This window comes from Magnetococcus sp. PR-3 (assembly GCF_036689865.1).
Classification (GTDB): Bacteria; Pseudomonadota; Magnetococcia; order Magnetococcales; family Magnetococcaceae; genus Magnetococcus.
The window spans coordinates 39317-60559 of the sequence record NZ_JBAHUQ010000032.1; the positions used below are offsets into that span (position 1 = coordinate 39317).

The following is a 21243-nucleotide window of genomic DNA, read 5'->3' on the forward strand; positions in this document are numbered from 1 at the left end:
CATGTCCGAGTTTGATACGGCGGCACTCTACACCGACCTTAAAGTACACATTCCAGCTTCGCGTCTGATCCAAGATGGTTTACGCACCTTGGCTTATGGCACCGATGCCAGTTTTTACCGTTTGATCCCTAAATTGGTGGTATGGGTAGAGAGTGAGCAGGAGGTCTTGCGCTTATTGGAAGCCTGCCGTCAGCACCATGCGCCGGTGACGTTTCGTGCCGCCGGTACATCACTTTCAGGTCAAGCTGTGACCAATGGTGTCTTGGCTGTTTTAGGGCGTGGTTGGGGTGGGCATTACCTGGAAGATGAAGGGAAAATTGCCCACTTTGGTCCCGGTGTTATCGGTGCCCAAGCCAACCGAATTTTGGCACCCTACCAGCGTAAAATTGGACCAGATCCCGCTTCAATCAACGCTTGTAAAATTGGGGGAATCGTTGCCAATAATGCCAGTGGCATGTGTTGTGGTGTCGCCCAGAACAGTTACCATACCGTTGCGGGTATGCGTTTGGTGTTGGCTGATGGTGCTGTACTGGATAGTCGGGATAGCAACAGTGTCGCAGCTTTTAAAGAGAGCCATGGTGATCTGTTGCAGGCTATTAAGGATTTATCTGAACAGGTCAGGCAAGATCATGCCCTGGCTAATCGGATCCGCCATAAATTTGCGATCAAGAACACCACAGGATACAGCTTGAATGCGTTGGTGGATTTTGAGGATCCCATTGAGATACTGCAGCATTTGATGGTTGGCTCGGAAGGTACCTTGGGTTTTGTTTCAGAAATGGCCTATCACACCGTGCCCGAGTATGCCCATAAAGCCACAGTGATGTTGTTATATCCTGATATCGAGTCAGCCTGCCATGCCGTGACCCTACTTAAAGAAGCGCCAGTGGATGCGGCTGAGTTGATTGACCGGGCAGGGTTGGGAGCCGTTGCCGATCAGCGTGGGGCGCCCGAAGGGTTGCATAAACTGGATGACGAAGTGGCAGCATTGTTGGTTGAAACCCGCGCTCCGAACGCCAAACAATTACAGCAACAGATCGATCAGCTTACAGCGTTGCTCAAGGGGACAGGACCAAGGGATGCCCCAGCTTTTTCAACCGATCCTGACCAGTGTGCAAGTTGGTGGAACTTACGTAAGGGGTTATTTCCCTCAGTAGGTAGTGTGCGTGAGAACGGCACAACCGTTATTATTGAGGATGTCGCTTTTCCCCTAGAACATCTGGCGGCTGGCACTCGCACCTTGACCGAGCTGTTTCATAAACACGGTTATCACCAAGCTGTACTGTTTGGGCATGCCTTGGCTGGCAATTTACATTTTGTTTTTACACAAGATTTCAACCATCAAGAAGAGGTCGATCGTTATGCCGCTCTGATGGATGATGTGTGTGATGTTGTTGTAAATCGGTTTGATGGTTCCTTAAAAGCTGAACATGGTACCGGCCGCAATATGGCACCCTTTGTGGAGCTGGAGTGGGGTGCCCAGGCCACCGAATTGATGCATACCATCAAGCATATGCTGGATCCTCAAGGGTTACTTAACCCTGGGGTTGTTTTGAATAGTGACCGTCGCGTTCATCTGAAAAATTTAAAACCCCTACCTGCAGCAGACCCTTTGGTGGATTTATGCATCGAGTGTGGTTTTTGTGAGCCTGTTTGCCCCAGCCGAAATTTAACCCTGACACCCCGGCAGCGGGTGGTTGGGTGGCGTGAGATCAGCCGTCTACAGTCTGAAGGTGGTGATGAAGAAACCCTTCGGGCTATGCAGGAGAGTTATGCCTATCAAGGTATGGATACCTGTGCCGCCTGCGGTCTCTGTTCAACGGCTTGTCCTGTAGGAATTGAAGCGGGCGCACTCATTAAATCATTAAGGGGTCGTAAACAGTCAGCCAAAGCTCACCGGGTAGCTCAGTGGAGTGCGGACCACTACAGTACCGTACAGAAGGCTACTCAAGTTGGATTGTCTGCTTCATCCGTGACCAGAAAAGTGTTGGGTGGTAAGCGGATTGAAGGGTGGAGCAAGGCGCTTCGTAAGGTGAGTGGTGAACGATCCCCCGTCGTTCCTGCAAGCCTGCCTGGACCGGCCCAGTGGGTACCACCTTTGTCGGTTGGTACTGAAGATTTCCCGCTTGGGCCGGTTCTCTATTTACCCAGTTGTGCCAGCCGTACCTTTGGTGCAGACCCAGATGGGTCAGAGACCCGACCTCTTCCAGAGGTGGTGGTATCGTTACTCAACAAAGCTGGTTATCAGGTTATTGTCCCTGAAGCTTTAGAGCAACACTGCTGTGGTATGCCCTTTGAGAGTAAAGGTTTTGCGGATTTGGCGGATGCGAAAGCAGCTGCTATGGCAGATGCGATAATAGCCGCTGGCGGTGATCGTATGGCTGTGATCCAGGATGTAAGCCCCTGTACATTACGGTTGCAGCGTAGTGTGGGGCAAAAGCTACCCAATTTGGTTGATCTGGTTACCTTTTTAACTCAGCAGGTTTTACCCCACGTAGAGGTTGTGTCAAAAGAGGATGCCATTGCGCTACATGTAACGTGTAGTACGCGGCGTATGGGGTTGGCCGATACGTTAACAGTATTGGCAAAAGCGCTGGCCAATAAAGTTATTCAGCCACCTTCTGTCACCTGTTGTGGTTTTGCGGGAGATAAAGGGTTTACCCAGCCTGAGTTGAACCAATCTGCCTTGGCAAAAATTAGACAGGAGATTCCAGAATCAGTGAAAGAGGGGTTCTCGACCAGTCCGACCTGTCAAATTGGGTTAGCCAGCCATGCTGGTATACCTTACAACCATATTGCCGTCCTGATGGACCGATTAACTCAGGCTAAAACCTCTAACTAAGAAGAGGGGCCTGTTTGCTCATCTCCCTGGTGACACAAAGCTTCACACCCCATGGCTAAACGGCCATGGGGATTTTTTTGTCAAGTAGAGGGGGGGGGCGTTCGACGGGTTAAACCTAAGGTCTGTATTATTTCTAAGGTGGGATTTAAGGTCCAGCCCTTTAAGGGTCTGCTTACACCCAGCTCTATGTGCAAAACGCACGCTATGCTCTGTAGTTGGGGCGTAGGATCAATGGTGTTGTGACCATTTGCCCAGTGGTTCCACGGCGTTTATACCGTTTAGAGCGTTATGGTTGCACCTACTCGCTCGGAAGCGGGCGAAGGAGAGGGGGTATTCCTCGGTGACTGGGCATGTTGTGGTATCACACGGTTAATAGGTGAGCCCGCCTATGCTGTTGGACCGTTTATTTGGCTCAATCAGTTCAGTACCTTGTCGCTGGCGATCTCTTCACGCTGTTTGCGCAGAATATGGGCCATGACCGCGTCTTCCATGCCCGGTGGTTGCAACAGGAGCATGGAGGCAACCCGGTAGTTCATGCTGGGGTCAGGGCCTTTAATCATGACCAGCTTGGCAAAGGCCCGCCAAGTGATCCAGTTGGTACCATCATCGGAAAGATCAACCTGTAGTTCTGCAAAGCTACCTTGTGCAAGGTTCTTCTTATGGGTGCGGTAGGCAATACCGGTGGCACTGATGTTAACAGGGTAGAGCAGGGTCTCTGCATTAGCATCTTCATGCGCTTCTGGGAAATCCGAATCACTAATATCCATACGGTCTAGGTTCTCGGAGAGATAGTGTACTTTTGTACCCACCTTGCCCTCCTGCATTTCCAGCTTTTCTCCAACTTGCGCCAGTTTTTTTTCTACTTGAACCAGGTTCGCGATCATTTTTTGGTGGATCTCGGTCTCACCAGAGATATAAGCCTCATCCTTCTTGGCGATAAACTCCAATTTGCGTTTGACCAGTCCCAGCATTTCGTTAATTCGATTACTGCTAAAATTACTGGCGTGGATCTCTCCCAGCTCTAATACCTGTTTGAGGACCTCTAAGGTAAAGTCCATCTCTTGAGGGTGGTTGCCCCGTTTATATTGTAGAGTCAGCTGACGGAACATCCAACTTAAGGCAGCATGCCCCTTAGGGTTAGGGGTACGAAATCTGGGATGTGTATCAGCCCACATTTTATCGTAACCATCAAACCTCTGGTCTTGGCGCAGCGGTGGGAAATTACGGTTGTTGGCTTTAAAATAACGTTCAATTTGGCCAAACTCACCATCACGAACAACACGCCAACGGAACGGTACATCGTCGTTCACCCGGTAAGCTTGACGCTTTTTCTGCTCGGCAGCGCTTATAGGGGGAGGCTCAGGCGCAGGTGCAGGTGTTGGTGGCGGTACGGGTTCTTCTTCTTCGGGCTCAGGCTCTGGGGCATCTTTCTCCGGGAAGGTGCTGGTGGCATAGCAGCACACAATATTATAGCGTTTTGCATCAGCCGGATCGGGGCTGACCTCTACCACCTCAAGATAGCCGTGGGAGGAGATGGGGGGGGAACTCGATAGGGCAAACTGTATTTCTATATAATCTCCAGCCTTAAGACGCGGCGAGATCTCTTTAAAAATCAACCCCTCTCCCGTAATCATGGCTGCATCAGGCAGGCGGTGTACAACCGTCTGTGGTGGTGCTGGGGAGGCCCCTTGTAACAGCAGGGTTAATTTATGGTCCAGTGCAGAAAACACATCCGTTCGCTGAGAACGTCCAGGGGAAGATTGAATGGGTTTTTCATTGGCCAGCAGTTTACGGATATCTCTGGAGACCCCTAGGCGGGTAAAACGCAAGCGTCCATCATCCCTAAAGACACGCATACGTGCGGCCATCTCACGTCGGGTTAGCCGCTTCCACCAGAACGGGGTGCCTGTTGGGATTTCATAGGCCACTTTGTGACCTTTTATGCGTTTTGCAGCTGCTGCAAGTTGTTTGGAGCGGTGGGACATAGAGTCTGCCCTCAGTTAGGCGCGTTTTCTGCCCTTTTTGGAGCGCAGGAGTTCGTTCTGGCGACGGAAGATATGTTGAATGATCTGTTCTCTATCATTAGGCAGGACAGGATCAAATTTTACAGCTACCCGTGTCATACCATCCCGGTCGTTGGGAATGACCACAATAACGCGGGCAAAGAGTTCCACAATAAACAGAGCATCTTCCGATAAGGAAAGGCGCATTTGGATAATGGTACCGCTCTCAAGAGGTGGATCTTGCTCCCAAAAAGCCAACCCGCCCCCGCTTAAATTTACAGGGGTCAGTGCCATTGGCAGATCATCATCATTGGGATGAAACAGCTTAAGCAGTAAGTTTAGCTTTTGGTCTAAGCGGCCAAGGATATGTGACAGGTTGGGATCGCTACGTTCCAGATCCTGTAGCATATCCTCAATATCCAGCGTTTTTAAAACCTCTCCCACACCACCTTGTTTGGGGGGGAAGATATTGTGTTTTTGGTAATATTCAAAAATTTTGGCGTAAGCTTCGGGCTCGACGCGTTGCCATGCGAGAGGCAACAGATCATCAATGCGTACAAATTCACGCTGTTGTTGGGACTGTGAAGCTTTATCCGCCATGGATGTGGGAACTCCGACTTATATGAACGTTCAATCTAGATCGGAGAATACCCTATCCAAACCCGACTGCCAAGCCATCACAAGCAGTGAATGGTGGGTTATGTATATTTATAAGAGAAAAGGGCCATGCAGTTAAACCGCATGGCCCTTTTTATCAGGAATATCGTGTTCTGAATGGCCCGTTATTGCATGCGGTCCTGTGCGCCTTGTAAGGTCTCATCATCCGCATAATCATCCAGAATGGTCGGAACCGTCTCACGAGAGACTAAGATTTCAATGCGACGGTTTTTAGAACGACCCTCTTCTGTGGCGTTGTCGTACTTATTGGTAACCTCGCCCTGGGCACGTACCTCCATACGAATGGGGTCAACTTCTCCCTGGTTGGTCAAAAAACCGACCACCGAGGCCGCTTGGGCCGCAGAGAGTGCCCAGTTGGTGGGGTACTGGCCACCAGGAGGGGGCGTGGTATCGGTATGGCCGATGACACGGATTTTATTGTTACGGGTATCAGGATGGGTGTTCAGAATATTGGCGATTTCCATCAATTTAGTCTGAAACTCTTCCTTCAACTGCAATGTACCAGGGTGGAAGGTGCTATCACTATCCACCTGCATGACAAAGCCATCCTGCTCATTACTGAGTTCGGCTTCGCCATTATCAACCAGTGGACCGAGTACATTTTCAACTTTCTCACGCAGCTGCACCAGAACCATCTCGCTGGCAAACTCCGGAGCAATAATGGTGTTACCGGTGGGGATGGCGTTGATCTGCTCAATACGTTGCACACCAAAGGCATCCTTCATGGAGCCTGAGACCTTCTCAAACTTCACGATATCAAGCTGGGCAAAAGAGAGCAGTAGCACGAAGAAGGTCAGCAACAGGGACATTAAATCCCCGAAGGTTACCATCCAACCCGGTGCGCCCTTTTTACATGGTGGACATTTCTTACCCATCCCTCGTGGCCTCCTTGACCTTGATTCTTATCCAGGTTGACTCAACAAGAATCAATCGGCATCACGTTGGCTGGGGGGCAGAGCCGCTTTCAAGGCTTCTTGCAGCATCCGGGGGTTAACCCCTTTCTGAATGCCAATCATGCCGTCGATGATAATTTCACGTACCACCTGTTCCTCGGCACTGTACATCTGCAGCTTAACCGCCAGAGGAATGGCCACCACGTTTGCGAAGATTGAACCGTACAGGGTGGTCAACAACGCAACCGCCATCGCTGGTCCAATCGAGGAGGGGTCATCCATGGTGGCAAGCATCTGCACGAGGCCGATCAGTGTTCCGATCATACCAAAGGCTGGTGCAGTTTCACCAATACCTTCCCAGATCGCCACACCACGACCATGGCGGCTGGCCAAGTATTCCAGGTCCTTGCGGAGAACGCTTTCCAGGAACTCTGGATCCGCGCCATCCACACAGTGGTTAACAGCACCTTGTAAGAAGGCATCTTCTGATTTCACTTTTTCAAGTGCCAGGATACCATCTTTACGGGCGATGTTTGCCATGTCGATAAGTTGGCCAATGGTCTGCTCAGGGTTCTGAGGCTTGACCAGAAAGGCCTTCATAACGACGCCCACTGAGCCGAACACATCGCTCATTTTATGCTTAATGAACATGGCGGCAATGGTACCACCGATCACGATGAGAAGACTTGGCACGTTAATAAACATTACCAAATCACCACCGAGCATGATGGCCATGAGAATCAGGGCAAAACCCATGACAATGCCGATGACTGTTGCCAGATCCATAACGGTATCCCTTTCACCCCCCGGACGGTCTGAGCGCCGGAACGTTGACAAAAAACGGTTGTGCGCCGTTTTATAAGCGAAATGCGTGCCAAAACTGCGTAATTGATGAGGGCAACCTCCACATCAACCCTGTAATCATCCTAGGAGGCTGCTTTGGGCATAACTCACAGAAGGTGCAAAAGTCAAAATGCCATGAACCATCCTTCCCTTATGATCGGTTAAATCTGGAAAAGCTTTGCAATTTTTTCCTTATTCGGGGCTTTAGCGACCCCTTTTTCCGATATAAAGGCTGTTACAAGTTCCGCTGGTGTCACGTCAAAAGCTGGGTTGCGGACCTTGACACCTTGTGCGGCACTGTTTTTTGTCATGCAGTGGGTGACCTCTTCAGAGGGCCGCTCTTCAATAGGAATTTCCGCACCTGTCGGGCAGCGAAGATCGACGGTTGAGAGCGGTGCTGCGACAAAGAAAGGAATATGATGGCGATTGGCCAGTACAGCCAGGGTGTAGGTACCGATCTTATTGGCGACATCCCCATTGGCGGCCACACGGTCAGAACCCACAACAATGGCATCGACTTCACCATTGGCCATGAGCCACCCTGCCATGTTGTCGGTTATAAGGGTGGTGTCAATCTCATCTCTGATCAGTTCCCATGCCGTCAGACGTGCACCTTGTAGGTAAGGGCGGGTCTCATTGGCTATAACGCGTAAGTTACCCGCTTGAGCTTCGTGCCCTGCACGGATAACCCCTAAGGCCGTACCATACCCTGCGGTGGCCAGTGCCCCAGCATTGCAGTGTGTCATGATAACTGTCGGACGGTCTTTGATTACCGGCAGTAACTTGGCACCATGAACCCCCATAGCGCGGCAGGAGGCAATATCCTCTTCACGAATGGCATGAGCCTCTTGTAAAAGGCGCTGGGGAACCTGTTCCGCTGCGGTGCTTTCTAAAAGGGGGGCCATGCGTTCCAGTGCCCAGGTCAGGTTCACCGCTGTGGGGCGGCTTTGACGTAAGGTCTCCATACCTGGTGCCATCGCTTCTGCCCAGTTTTTTGGTGTACCATTCTGGGCGATGCGTTTGGCCTCAACCGCCACACCATAGGCACACGCACACCCAATAGCAGGGGCGCCGCGCACGACCATATCCCGAATCCCTACGGCCATTTCAGCAGCACTTTTGTAGGTTAGGTAGAGCTCTTCATTGGGTAGGCGGCGCTGGTCAAGCATGCGCACATGTCCCTCATTTTCATCCCAGACCGCCACATCAAAGATACTCATGCCTTACTCCTTAGCTGCATTCAATGCTTAGAAAGAGGACCGTTAGAACGGTCTTTATGGTCAAGCTAACGGTGCAAATTAACCTGCATCGTGCCAGGGGTCAATCACTGCTGTGCTGGGCATGCATAACCACCCAATCCCCATAGGTGTGGATTGGCTCTGTAACCTGTAATTGGTGGGTGTGGCATGCTTGGCGGATGCTGTTGGCCTGTTCACCAGCTAAAATGCCAGAAAGCAGTAAATGCCCCTGGGTCTGTATGCTTTGCTTAAGCCCTTGGCTAAGCATCCATTCAATAACAGGTGCCAGGATGTTCGCGGTTACCAGATCAGCTTGAATGTGGGTTGGGACGGTATCGCTTAACAGAATATCTAAGCCTTCTGTTATGCCATTAAGGCGGGCATTTTCTTGGGCTGTCTCGACAGCGACGGGATCATTGTCGGTGGCGGTAACCTGGGGTATGCCAAGTTTACGTGCAGCAATAGCCAGTATGCCAGAGCCGGTACCTAGGTCCAGCATGGTGTGTGGGGGGTGGTTTTGACACTGTTTTTCCAGCTGCTCTAAACAACCATAGGTCGTTTCATGCCCCCCCGTACCGAAAGCTTGTTGAGGATCGATGCGCAGCACAATGCGTTGGTTGTCTTGGGGTGCATCCAGCCAAGAGGGGAGGATGAGTAGTTTTTCACCGACCTCAATCGGATGAAAATTCTCTTTCCAGGCATTTTGCCAATCTTGCTCTTGCTGTTCTTGCCATTGAAGGGTTGGCATCTGTGCAACCTCTAAGGATTGCAAGAGTAGGTGTAGGGGGATCTCCAGCTCTGTGGTCGAGGGTTGTTCATCAAAAAAACCATGGATCAGACAGCGTTCAAAGGTGCCGCCCTGATCAAATACAGGGGCATCGCCAATATCTTCAATAGAGGCTCCCATGCTGCCTTGATCCATGAGCCATTGGCTAACCTGTTCGCTATGTATGGCAGGTATTTCAAAAGAAAGTGACCACATTGTGAATTTCCTTATTGACTTAAAGAGAGTGGCGCATTATAACCTTATCCACCTCAAGCAACACGGTCTTAAACGACACGGTTGAAGATTATGCCCAGGTAGCTCAGTCGGTAGAGCAGTGGATTGAAAATCCACGTGTCGGTGGTTCGATTCCGCCCCTGGGCACCACTTGAGAATATTCCTGAAGATCGAATCAGGACGATGTATACAAAGCCCTCTCAGTGTTTTCTGAGAGGGCTTTTTCGTGTCTTGTTGAGAAAATTATAGCGGTTTAGATCTGGTTGCTGGGTCGTTGGATGTTTAGCTGTTTTGAAGGGCTAATGGGCACAATATGGATGCCTTTTTTCTCGTATGGAGGGGGGCTGAAGTCTGTTTACAGTCGGGCATCAGCAAAAGGGCTAATTAAGCATGTAAGTGAACTTTGCAAACGCTTGATGACACCGTAAACCGCTGAGCTTTATTCGGGAAGTTGGAAAAGACACTGCTGATAAGGTCACTCGGGTGGCGATAGAGAAACAGAAGGTGGATGAGGAACTCTTGATACAATGCTTTAGCCTGTAGGCTATAAAACGTTGCTAAAACACCTTAAATCAAACCCTCTCATCGTGGAGGGTTTTTTTATGGGCTGAAGCTGAGATGGGGATTAGGTGGTAGATGTAAGTCATTGAAAAAATGCTCTGGGGTAGGGAGGGATGGCAAAGTTAAGAGATTGAAGGTCCCAATATTCTACCGTTCACTGAGAATGGTTCACATGTTGTTCTGCCTGATACTTAAAAATGAACGATCTAGGGTGTTGTGATAAGCCGTATACATTCAATTCGGCACGACTCCAGAAAGGCCAGAGATGGTGAACCTGCAAAACTTATATTGCGTGAGGTGCATACCAGAAACCTGAAATAAAGGCACAAAGGGCTTTATGCCTAAATATACCCTTCAAGTAAAAGTGGACGGGGCAGGTAATGCGTGTAAGCGATTGTTGTTGATGATTCGAACGGGCCCCCGGGCGTGTCATGATGGGAGGGTGGAATACAACAAAAACTCATAAGGTCTGCCACTGTTTGTGGTCTAAATACGAGGAACTGACCTAATGAACACAATGTAGATTTTTTACCATGTATTCATCACGGTCAATTTATCGTAGCCGGTATGGTCAGCTAAGCCGTAGGGCTCGTGCAGCGTGATGCAAAAAAGACGAGGTCATATTTCTTGTCGTAGAACTGGTCTCTTTATGGATGAAAATGGACCATGTCTCCACGATAGATACATTTCAACTGCGGATGAAATAATCAATGCCTTCCTTGGTGTGTGTGGAGTCGTCCCTGCACTATTATGCGTCGAGGGTGGAGATGTTAAGATGTTTTTTTTTTTGAGGTTTAGTTTTTTCCAGTCCTCTGTTTTTAGCGTTATATATGAGATATATCATGAATAATTCTGATGATGTTGATGGAGTACCATGTCAAAGAGTTTTTGTTTTTTTGAGAGAAACGCTAAAAGTTGTAAGGAATGGACTTGACTCCTGTAGCACACGAGGTGAAAATAGCCAAAATACAACCAAAACAACAAAAGGTGGTGTGGTATGGCTAGGTCATTCATGTTTTTTCTGTTTTTGTTTGTGGTGGGGCCTGTGTATGCTCAGGGTTATTATAATGAAGGTAACGATTATAGCTGGACTCATAAAGGCTATGGGCCTGCTACAGGCTCTTATAACTATGCAACGGGTACCTACAATCCTATTCCCGCGAGATCTCCTTATGATAAACCGAGTTTAGGCAGCCCTGCACCACGTATTTACCCCAAAAAACCAACTTTGGGGGATGCTCGCAACTACCGTAATACCAACCCACGCACCTGTACCAGTCTACTTTGTGATTAGGAGAGCCTAGGTGGAAAGAGAGTCGGTGGTTTGATCGGTATACTAAGCGATTGAGTGGTCATTTAGGCTTAGGTACAAGCTGATCATATCAAACAAATATCTCTCAACAGTTGCTGGGGGGATCCCCCCCCCAGGAAAAGAAAACCCTGTTAACCTGCAGGGTCCTCTTGCAACTGACCTGATTTGCCTTTGGTAATAGCTGAAACAGCCAGTTGATCGGCTTTTTCGTTGCCCTCATGTCCGGCATGACCTTTAATCCACTTCCAGGTCACATCCAGCTCTTGACGTGCCGCATCAAGGCGTTGCCAAAGGTCGGTATTGAGGACAGGTTTGCCATCACTCTTTTTCCAACCTCTTTTCTTCCAGCCATGAATCCACTTGGTGATGCCATCTTTCACATAAGAAGAGTCTGTAATTAAGGTTACCCGGCTGCCTGCAGCCATAGGTTCCAAGGCATGAATCGCGGCAAGCATTTCCATACGGTTGTTCGTCGTATTGCTTGACCAGCCCTGTAGGTTGCGTACTTGATCCCCAAATTGGCCATGAACACCCCATCCACCTGGTCCAGGGTTACCGCTGCACGCCCCATCCGTATAAATAATAACGGGCTCAGTATCCGCTGAAGATGTATCAAACAAGCCTTTTTGTTCATTGCCTGCTTGAGGCTCCGCCTTGCCGGTTTGAGGCGAGGGCGGTTGAGGGTCTGTGTGTTGTGGCTCTTGGAGAGAGGGCTTTCCACCCATAAGGTCCATGAGGGCCTGTTCTGAGAGGAGTTGCTTGGCTTCTCCAAGTAGCTGCTTAGCTTCAGAGGTCGCCTCTTTGAGCTCTGCTGAGGCATGATCTATGCGGGTTTGTAGAGCCGTCATGCGTTGTATAAGCAGGTCGGTTGGACTTTTCTTGGCAGCCATCAGCAACATGATCCTTAGTGGGTATTAAAAAGAGGGCAAGCATACCGATCACAGGTAGCCTTGGGAACCTTTTATCCTATTGAATAAATATGAGGGTAGCGTGGGTTGAGGCCGTGTTGCTCAAGAAGATCGTTAGTTGCTGGTAAGATCTTGAATAACTTCCAGCAACCGGCTCTTTTGGATGGGTTTGCTTAGGTGCAGGTCTCCACCTACGTGACGAATTTGCTCAGCTTCTTCTTTCATCACATGAGCGGTCAGGGCCACAATGGGTGTTCGGCTCTGGTTGTTTTGGCTGGCTTCCCAGCTACGCATTAAACGAATAGACTCATGACCATCCATAACAGGCATTTGAATATCAGTTAAGACAAGATCAAATTTTTGTTTTTTAAACTGTTGTAAAGCCTCAAGACCATTGCTTGCCATAATCAGCCGATAGGGGCTTTTCTTTAAAAAGGCTTCAATTAAAATACGGTTATCATCGGAATCATCGACAACCAAAATGGTGAGGGCATTTTGGTTTATTTGCTCACTAAGCTTGTCGTGAGCCTCGATCTTGGGTTTTGGGAGTGGAATTTGATCTGGACTGGCAGGGTCTAAGCGTAGGTAAAAGCTAAATGTAGAGCCTTTGTTTAGTTCACTTGTTAACTGTATTTGACCCTTCATAAGCTCAATTAAGCGTCGGCAGATGGTCAACCCTAAGCCGCTACCACCATGTTTACGTGTGGTGCTTGAGTCTGCTTGGGTGAAGGGGCAAAATATTTCTTGTTGGCGCTCTTCGGGTATGCCTGGCCCTGTATCAAGAATGGCAAAGTACAGGGTATGATCTTTTTGTACGCGAACGGAAAATTGCACATGTCCCTGTTTGGTGAATTTGACGGCATTACCTAATAAGTTCAACAAGACTTGGCGTAGTCTGGTGGGGTCTCCCATGACCCATTGTGGCAGCGTATCATCAAAACGATGTCTCAGCTCAATCCCTTTTTCCAGTGCTGTATAGGCGAACAGTTCCAGGGTCTCGCTCAGCAATTTTGGAAGGTCAAATGAGGTATACTCCAGAGAAAGTTGGCCCTCTTCAATTTTAGAAAGATCAAGAATATCATTAATTAAGGTCAGTAGGGTTTTACCTGAGTTTCCTAAAATATTGACACACCACTGCTGCATCTCTGAAAGTTCGGTCTCTTCCAGCAGTTGCCCCATGCCTAAAATAGTGTTGAGAGGGGTGCGAATTTCATGCGACATGGTTGCCAAAAATGTGCTTTTGGCCCGGTTGGCCGACTCTGAAGCCTGTTTTGCTTGACGAAGCTGGGCTTCAATCGCTTTGCGCTGGCTGACATCACGCACCACAGCTGAGAAAAACTGATGCTCCTCCCCCCCAAAAAAAGAGATGGAGATCTCAATGGGGAAAGACTGTCCGTTGGCACGCAGACCTGTAAATTCAAAAATGCTATCCGGGCTTTTTAGCTCCCCATCACTTATGACTTCCTGAAAGTTTTTTGTAAAGCGGGCGTGCAGATGGTGGGGAATTAAGCGAGTGAGAGGAGATTTTAAAATCTCTTCCTTGTCATAGTCAAACATCCGTTCTGCACCGTGGTTCCAGAAAATAATATCCCCAAAAGCGTTGGCTGATATGATGGCATCAGTGGCACGATCCAGCTCCACAGTACGTTCTAAAAGGGTATGTTCCAGACGTTTGTTGGCGTACTGTAAGGCTTGATCTTTCTGGTGTAACTCATCAAGCGTGCGTTGCAAGCTCTTTTCGCGCTGAAAAAGGCGGGTGTAGTGCCATATACGGTTGAGCAACAGATTTTCGTCAATGGGTTTGGTGAGGTAGTCAACAGCCCCCACCTGGTAACCCTGCTTGGCAAAGGATTCTGACTTATAAACGGCGGTAATAAAGATAATGGGGATCTCTCGCGTACTTTCAGACATTTTAAGTAGGCGAGCTGTCTCAAAACCATCCATGCCTGGCATTTGAATATCCAGCAGAATTAAATCTACCTTCTGTTCAATGGTGACCACTAGGGCCTGTTCTCCACTATCAGCCTCAAGCACAATGGCATGCTCAAGTTTAGCCAGCACAGCTTTGAGTGTAAAACGGTTGGCTGAGGTGTCGTCTACAACCAAGATATGATAGTGAAAGTCAGACAAAAGAAGTATCCAAGGCTACAGTTTTAAACGGTATATACGCATTTTAGCATTTTCAGCTTTAAAATGCCTCTCTCCATCACCTCCACTTAGCCCTTCCTTAGGGCCGAGCATGAGTAACCCATCTTTATGCAAAGAGCGAGAAAAAAGATCCATGACTTCTGTTTGCAATGTTCGATTAAAGTAGATAATAACGTTACTGCATAAAATCAACTGGAACGTATTGAAAACACCATCATTTGCTAGTGAATGCTGACAGAAAAGGATTTTATCCTGAAGCATCGGATCCATCGCGTAAAAAGGGCCATGTTGATGGATATAGTTTTCAAAATGGTAACGACCACCACTGAATTGATAATTTTGGCTGGCTTCGGACAGTCCGGATAGGGGATAGAGCCCGTTGCGTGCCTGTTGCAAAAAAATGGGGTTAATGTCTGTGGCGTATATCTGGGTACGGGGTAGAAGCCCGGCTTCATGAAGAAGAATCGCCAAGCTGTAGCAGGTCTCACCGGTAGCACAACCTGCAACCCAAATACGCAAATGAGGAAAGCTCTGAAGGTAGGGAAAATGATAGGTCTGCAGGTGGTCGAGCTGTTCAGGGTGTCGGAAAAAATGTGTAACGCCAATGGAAAAAGCTTGGAACAAGCGTTCAAAACAACCTGTTTTAGTGAGAACCTCTTTCTGAAAGTGGAAAAAATTGTCCATGCCTGATTCAGAAATGATTTTTTGTACCCGACGTTGCAAAGTGCCAGGGGCATAGTTTTTAAACGCGTAGCCATAGCGACTTTCGACCCCCTGTAAAAAGGTATCGATTAGCGCACTGCTGGCAGGAAGTTCAGGTTGTGCTGCAGCGGCAAAAAAACTGGCGATCTCTTGCCAAGAGAGAACCAGTGAAAACTTCTCCTCCACCACGGCACTTTCTACCATAGATGTCGCGGAACAGTCAGATCCTTGCTCAACCAGAGCTAACCCCCCCAACTGTTTAATCAAGCCCATGGCATCGACACCATCTCTACCCTCTCCGCAGAGCAGTGCCGCCAAAAGTTTAGGCCCGAACTCCCGTGCCAAAGACTCAAATAGCACCCCTATGGATGGTCTGGCATAGTCCTGTTTAGCATCTTCTGTAACATAGATTAAACCATGTGCAACCCGCATATTTAAGCCAGGTGGGGCAACATAAATGGTGCCAGGTTCAAGAGGAGATAGATGATGTGGTACAACCATACGGTAGTCCGTACGACTTTGAAGGAGCTGATCGAGATAGGAGAGCCTATCTTCACATATGTGTTGAATGACAAACAGGACGCACTGGCTCACAGGGAGTAGGGCAACAATATTGAGAAGTTTGTCGAGACTATCGGTAGAGCCCCCTATTGCAAGCGCTTGAATAGGGCTGGGCTGATGATCTTTGCGGATCATCCCTTTAAAACGGCAAGGCAAACCTAACCGATGTAGATCTTGAACAAGGTTTGGGTGGTAGGCAATGATCACCACACCATGTGCCTGGGCTTGCAGGATAACTAAGGCTTTGAGTATGGCAACCGTTAGGGTCGGTGCATCATAAAAGATAATCTCCATAGGCCCTGAACACGGGGCTTCCAACGCGACCAACAGGGCTGTTTCAAGCTCGGGATCAATCTTACCTAAAACATTGATCTGCTTCTGCCCATGAGGAAGCTGTTCAACAGAGAGGCTCATGACTCATTTTGGATCCAAGCGTGAACCATGTTGACAAGAATTTCATAGTCCACGGGTTTGGATAGGTAGTCGTTGGCACCAGCTTCCAGGCACTGTTGTCGATCTTCCTTCATGGCTTTTGCTGTTAAGGCAATAATAGGGAGCTTGCTATGGAGTGGGTTTTTACGGATTTTCTGCATGGCTTCATAACCATTCATTTCAGGCATCATGATATCCATGAGAATGAGATCAACTTGGTGCTGTTCCAGCATCTCTAAAGCTTTTAGCCCATTAAGAGCTTTGAGCACTCTAGCTCCGTTTTGCTCCAATGAAGCCGAAAGGACAAAGAGATTTCTCGGATCATCATCCACCGCCAAGATGGTTTGACCATCCAGCCTTTTTTGTGGGCTCAGTGGGGTCGGGATCGAGGAAGACGCAGGGCTTGTTTCAGAGCTTGCCGATGATAGAAAACGCTCAATACTACGGAAGATACGTTGGCTGGCTTTAGGGGCTTGTTGGATAATATCATCGGTAAAACGGTGCAGCTCTCCTAACTGCTCTTCGCTCAGCGTTGTGCTGCTGTAGATAATGATCGGTAAATCTGGCTGTCTTAGTCGCAATTGCTGACACAAATTAACACACGCCATACCCTGCAGATCATAGTCGGTTAGAAAGAGATCAAAAGGCTGACGGGCCAACTGCTTTAAGGCATCTGTAGGATCTTGTGTTACCACCTGTTGAGCACCATAGCTCATGGTTTTTTCAACAATCAAATCTTGCTGTAATGCCGGACCTTCCAAAATTAACAGTGTATGGTAGTTGGCGGTGACCCGCTGTAACAGTGCCCTTTGGGCTGATGCAATTTGTGCATCACTCACCGGTTTTTGCAAAAAGCCGATGGCACCCTGGTCCATTAAGGCCCGCTGTTTGTCATGTGCACTGATGATATAGACAGGTATGTGCCGTAGCTCAGGGCTGGTTTTTAAGCGTTCCAGCACCTCTTCTCCGCGTAAGTCTGGCAGTACAAGATCAAGAATAATACCCACAGGATGGTGGTTTTGCGCCAAAACCAACCCCTCTTGCCCTGTTTGAGCAGAGAGGGTACCTAAACCTTGTGCGAGATTGAGGTGAGCAATGTTCTCCAAGAATAGAGGATCATCATCAATGACCAGAATTTTTTGACTGTCTGGGGAGATATCCTGACTGGATGCTGCAGAAAGTGGTTCGGTAGAAGAGATGGCCTGCCCCTCAACAGGGCTGGGGTCTCTATCATCAAACACAACAGACTCAAGATCTGTTTGGACAATCTGTGGTTCGGGTTCGAGAGGAAGTAACGCTTCATCCTGAGGCAAAAGTAGGGCAAAGGTACTGCCACTTCCTTCTTCGCTCTGTAGTTCCACTTCGCCTTCTAAAATCTGAGCAAAACGTTGGGTAATGGAGAGCCCCAATCCCGTTCCACCATACTGGCGGGAGACAGAACCATCGACCTGACGGAAGGCTTCAAAGATATGTTTCAGCTTATCTTTAGGAATACCAATACCGGTATCGATCACAGCTAAACGGATAGGACATCGGGGGTGATCCGTATTTTCCAGTTTAAGTGTGACCGTACCCTTAGGGGTGAATTTAAAGGCGTTTGAAAGCAGATTTCGTAAAACTTGAATGACCTTCTGACGGTCACTGACAAAGTAGCTCTGCAAGTCGTCTTCTACCTTAAAGGTGACACGACTTTCCTGGGCGGTTTCACGGAACAGTTTTTCCAGCTCTTCTAATATCTCTCGACTGGCAATACTCTCAGGGTAGACCTCCATGCGGCCAGCTTCTACTTTTGAGAGATCAAGAATATCATTAATCAAACGTAGCAGATCATTACCGGCATTATACATGACCCGTGCCCGTTCCACGGTCTCAGCATCAATGGTGCCTTCTTCATTTCTAGAGATTAAATTGGATATTAAGATGATGGCATTGAGAGGAGTCCTGAGTTCATGGGACATATTTGCCATGAACTCAGACTTGTACTGATTGGCCTCTTCCAGCTGTTGAGCGCGTAGGTTAAGTGCCTCTTGGGAGTGTTGCAGGGCATCATTATTCAGGCGTAGCTCTTCAGACTGCTGCTGCAACTGCTGCTGCTGTTCCTCCATTTGTGTATTGCTTTGTTGCAACTCTTCGGTCTGTTGCTGCAGCTGTTGTTGCTGCTCTTCCATTTGAGCATTGGCTTCTTGCAATTGACGGCTTTGGGCTTCGGCCTGACGGGTGGCCGCTTCTGAGTGCTCCAGTAATGTGGCAATACGTTCACGTTGCAAGGTTGTAAACAGTGTGGCGGCAATGATATGTGCGGCTTCATCCAAGAACTGGCGCTGGTTGTTATCCAGCTCATCCAGGACAGCGACTTCTAAGACACCTTGCAAGCGCGATTCAAAAAGCAGAGGAATGGTGTAGCTGCTTTGAGCGACTAAATGAGCTACCCCACTATGAATATGGGTATCGGCTTTAGAGCGCTGAGTAAGCAGTAGAGGCTGTTGCTGTTGTGCAACTTGCCCAACGGTACCTTCCCCCATAGAGAAATAGGGGTGCCGTTCATCTTTTTGGTTGAACATATAACGGCCGGTCAGGTGAAGTGGTTTCTTCTGATTTTCCTGCGCCTCCATGACATAAAGCGCACCTCGGCCTGCATGCACATAACGGCTGACAAAATCAATGGCACGCTGGGTCAGCTCCTCCAAAGTTAAATCCCCGGATAGAGATTGGTTAAGCTCTGTCAAACCACCGCTATGCCACTGTCGGTGCCGTTGTTCATGCTCGTTGTTCTGTAAGGCACAGGTCATATTATTAATGGCATTTCCAAGAAGGTCATGCTCTGAGAGTATCTGTACCCTGCTGGAGTAGTCACCACTGGCAATGGTATTGACCTGGTCTGTAAGAAGTTGCATGTTTTGCATCACTTCTTTTGTGGAGCTTAACATGCGCCCCATTTCATCGTGGTAGGGATAGTTAATGCCCTGGTTGGTCACCTGACCTTTGCCTAGTGATTCCAACTGTTCAGTCATTCTGGTCATCGGGGAGATGATAGAGCCAATGGAATAACGACTGGCAATTACGACAGCGAGAAGTGTTAAGGCAACAATGGCAAAGAAAATGGTGACAAAGGTATTGCGCTGGGCCAGGGCCTCGGTCCCATCAACCATGCCAATCAGATACCAGTAATTATGACGGTCTAGCGGATTAGGATAGATACGTTTATAGCTTATAAGGTGCTCTTCCCAAGCAAAAGCCCCTTGCTCTTTGCTTTTGATCTGGGCGTAAACCTCTGGGTGGTCACTGAGAAAGTTAGCAGGATTACCCAGTAAATGGCTCCAACTTTTCTCCTCATCCGGATGGTGAAAATAGTCACCTTTGGCAGAGATTAGATAATAGTGGCTGTGTTCATCGGTATTGGCCTGACGAAGAAAGTCTAAAAAGGTGTCCGCCAACACATTAATAACCACCACCCCATATTTAACACCGTTATCGCCGTACACTGGCTGGGCAAAACGAATAACGGGTACATAGGGTTTTTCAATCTTGCCAAACTCTTTGTTCAGGTTGAGTGTAGAGACATACAGCCCGCCACGGTCCATGGATAGAGGTTGTTGATAGTAATCGGCCTGATGATTGTTCTGAATACGTTCTTCTTCACCAAAGCTGACTTTTCCCGTATCGACATCGTAGCGAATTTTAATCTGCTCAATGCCCCGATTATCTAGATAACGAACCTTATAATAATCATCTCTGGAGCTTAAAAACGCGCGGAAAGTATCCATAGCCGCGGCTTTCCAGCGGGAGGCTTTATCGGTTACCCCCAGATCATTCCAGTACAAGTATCGGTTCAAGGCATAGTAGTGGGAGACAAAGCGTAGATCGTTGGGTACACCACGCAGATAATCTTCTATGGATTGAGTGACCGCATCTGCACGGCTGGCAACTTGATTTTTTGCTTTATCCCGGTAAGCTTCGCTGGCGTTGGAGTAGCCATAATAACCAACTGCAGCCAGGGAGAGGATCACCACAGAGTAAAAAAGCATGGTAAACTTTGCTCTTACACCCAGATGGCTGAAAAAAGAGAATATAGAAGATTTTTTGTCGTGTGTTTCAGACATGTCATCCTCTCCTTAGCGTAATGACTGGATGAGCCGTACTTTACGGGTGATCCAGCGTAGGAGTTGATGAACATCGGCAGGTTTTTTGCCGGTATAAACTTTGGCCTGAGGCGTCACAGTATTATTGAGTTCCAGAGCAGTTTTAATGGTCTGTAGTTCGGCTAGTGACATACCAACCATATTAAAAACATCGGCAGGTATAATCTCATCCCATTTCATAAAAGGCGAAAAGTCTGTGCGTGGTATGCTCAGGTCTCGCTGCAAACGCTGGATCTCCTTAAGGAGTTCAAAGGCTGCTTCAAGAGAGTTCTGTGGGGTTACACTTTCCATCTTTGCAGGGGGAAAGGTGGGGTCTTCTAACTGGAGCCTTCGCAGTATGCTGTTACTGTCTTCATAGATGCGCATCACCTCACTAAACACAAGGGAGGGACTGATGGGGGCATCATTAAGGATTTCCATTTTAAGAGAAATTCCATGGAGTTTATTAAACACATCAATGGGTTTTTTGCCCGTTACCGGTTCTGGTTTTGACGTCTTAATTTCAATACCCAGGCGTGTTTTGATAATGGCAATTTCAGTAAGAATACGCTGGGTCTGCTCATAAACCAGTACAGGGTCTAACTTTTGTACCGGTTGCATGGCATTGGGGGGAACCCTCGGTAAGCCATTTTTAGCTCGGAAAACATTAAGTTTTACGAGAATAAAGTAGGATTTTTGCCAAACATGGCGGGGTTCAAGATCAACTTTAAACCGGTGTGTGGCGTTTTTGTTTTCTTGAATATCAAAGTGTTCAAGAAGCAGTTCCAGCTCTTTTTCAATCTGCAGAGCTTCACGAAAAACTTCAGAAGGGGATATGGTTTGCTGAGCCTGTGCTATAGATAGAGGAAGCAGTAGAGATGCTGCCGCTATTAGCAGTACACATAAGTAAGATCGAAACGGTACAAGGGCACCAGACATGAAGCAGAGCTCCCGAAGTTAGTAAGGGCAAAACCGTGCACCATTCTAACATAGGAGTGCTTAAG

At 48.3% G+C, this 21243-nt stretch carries 12 protein-coding genes and 1 tRNA gene; 2 read left to right on the plus strand and 11 right to left on the minus strand.

All coding sequences use genetic code 11. The features are described from left to right. Position 1: 1 nt before the first annotated feature. A complete protein-coding gene (locus V5T57_RS16245) occupies positions 2-2842 on the plus strand; it encodes an FAD-binding and (Fe-S)-binding domain-containing protein (RefSeq protein ID WP_332892302.1) in 2841 nt (946 codons plus the stop codon). Between the two features lie 416 nt (positions 2843-3258). On the opposite strand, the gene V5T57_RS16250 is transcribed toward V5T57_RS16245, so the two are convergent. The 6 genes from V5T57_RS16250 to prmA form a co-directional block, all read right to left on the minus strand. Continuing rightward, a complete protein-coding gene (locus V5T57_RS16250; RefSeq protein ID WP_332892303.1) occupies positions 3259-4827 on the minus strand; it encodes a hypothetical protein in 1569 nt (522 codons plus the stop codon). A gap of 15 nt (positions 4828-4842) precedes the next feature. Then, positions 4843-5445 carry a PilZ domain-containing protein gene (locus V5T57_RS16255; protein WP_332892304.1) on the minus strand — a complete coding sequence of 201 codons (603 nt, stop codon included), beginning with the start codon at positions 5443-5445 and terminating at the stop codon, positions 4843-4845. 182 nt (positions 5446-5627) lie between these two features. Next, positions 5628-6398 (minus strand): OmpA family protein, encoded by a 771-nt coding sequence (locus V5T57_RS16260; protein WP_332892305.1) that lies wholly within the window; start codon positions 6396-6398, stop codon positions 5628-5630. Positions 6399-6449: 51 nt separating this feature from the next. Next, a complete protein-coding gene (locus tag V5T57_RS16265; protein WP_332892306.1) occupies positions 6450-7202 on the minus strand; it encodes a motility protein A in 753 nt (250 codons plus the stop codon). 218 nt (positions 7203-7420) lie between these two features. Further along, positions 7421-8479 carry an S-methyl-5-thioribose-1-phosphate isomerase gene (gene mtnA / locus V5T57_RS16270; RefSeq protein WP_332892307.1) on the minus strand — a complete coding sequence of 353 codons (1059 nt, stop codon included), beginning with the start codon at positions 8477-8479 and terminating at the stop codon, positions 7421-7423. A 100-nt stretch (positions 8480-8579) separates the two neighbouring features. Continuing rightward, positions 8580-9479: a 50S ribosomal protein L11 methyltransferase gene (gene prmA, locus V5T57_RS16275; RefSeq protein ID WP_332892308.1), complete on the minus strand. Its 900-nt coding sequence runs from the start codon at positions 9477-9479 to the stop codon at positions 8580-8582. A 92-nt stretch (positions 9480-9571) separates the two neighbouring features. On the opposite strand from prmA, the gene V5T57_RS16280 reads away from it, so the two are divergent. After that, positions 9572-9647, plus strand: a tRNA-Phe gene (locus V5T57_RS16280). Positions 9648-11501: 1854 nt separating this feature from the next. Here the strand turns inward: V5T57_RS16280 and rnhA are convergent. From rnhA to V5T57_RS16305, 5 genes are all read right to left on the minus strand, one after another. Next, a complete protein-coding gene (gene rnhA, locus V5T57_RS21000; RefSeq protein WP_442918230.1) occupies positions 11502-11990 on the minus strand; it encodes a ribonuclease HI in 489 nt (162 codons plus the stop codon). A gap of 402 nt (positions 11991-12392) precedes the next feature. Continuing rightward, on the minus strand, positions 12393-14408 hold the full coding sequence (locus V5T57_RS16290) for a hybrid sensor histidine kinase/response regulator (protein WP_332892310.1): 2016 nt from the start codon (positions 14406-14408) through the stop codon (positions 12393-12395). A gap of 15 nt (positions 14409-14423) precedes the next feature. Continuing rightward, positions 14424-16103 carry a CheR family methyltransferase gene (locus tag V5T57_RS16295; RefSeq protein WP_332892311.1) on the minus strand — a complete coding sequence of 560 codons (1680 nt, stop codon included), beginning with the start codon at positions 16101-16103 and terminating at the stop codon, positions 14424-14426. Further along, the gene (locus V5T57_RS16300) at positions 16100-20221 is read right to left on the minus strand and encodes a response regulator (protein WP_332892312.1); all 4122 of its coding nucleotides are present in this window, start codon (positions 20219-20221) and stop codon (positions 16100-16102) included. Before V5T57_RS16300 ends, V5T57_RS16295 begins: the two co-directional genes overlap by 4 nt. A gap of 12 nt (positions 20222-20233) precedes the next feature. Then, positions 20234-21178: a hypothetical protein gene (locus V5T57_RS16305; protein ID WP_332892313.1), complete on the minus strand. Its 945-nt coding sequence runs from the start codon at positions 21176-21178 to the stop codon at positions 20234-20236. Positions 21179-21243: the final 65 nt, after the last annotated feature.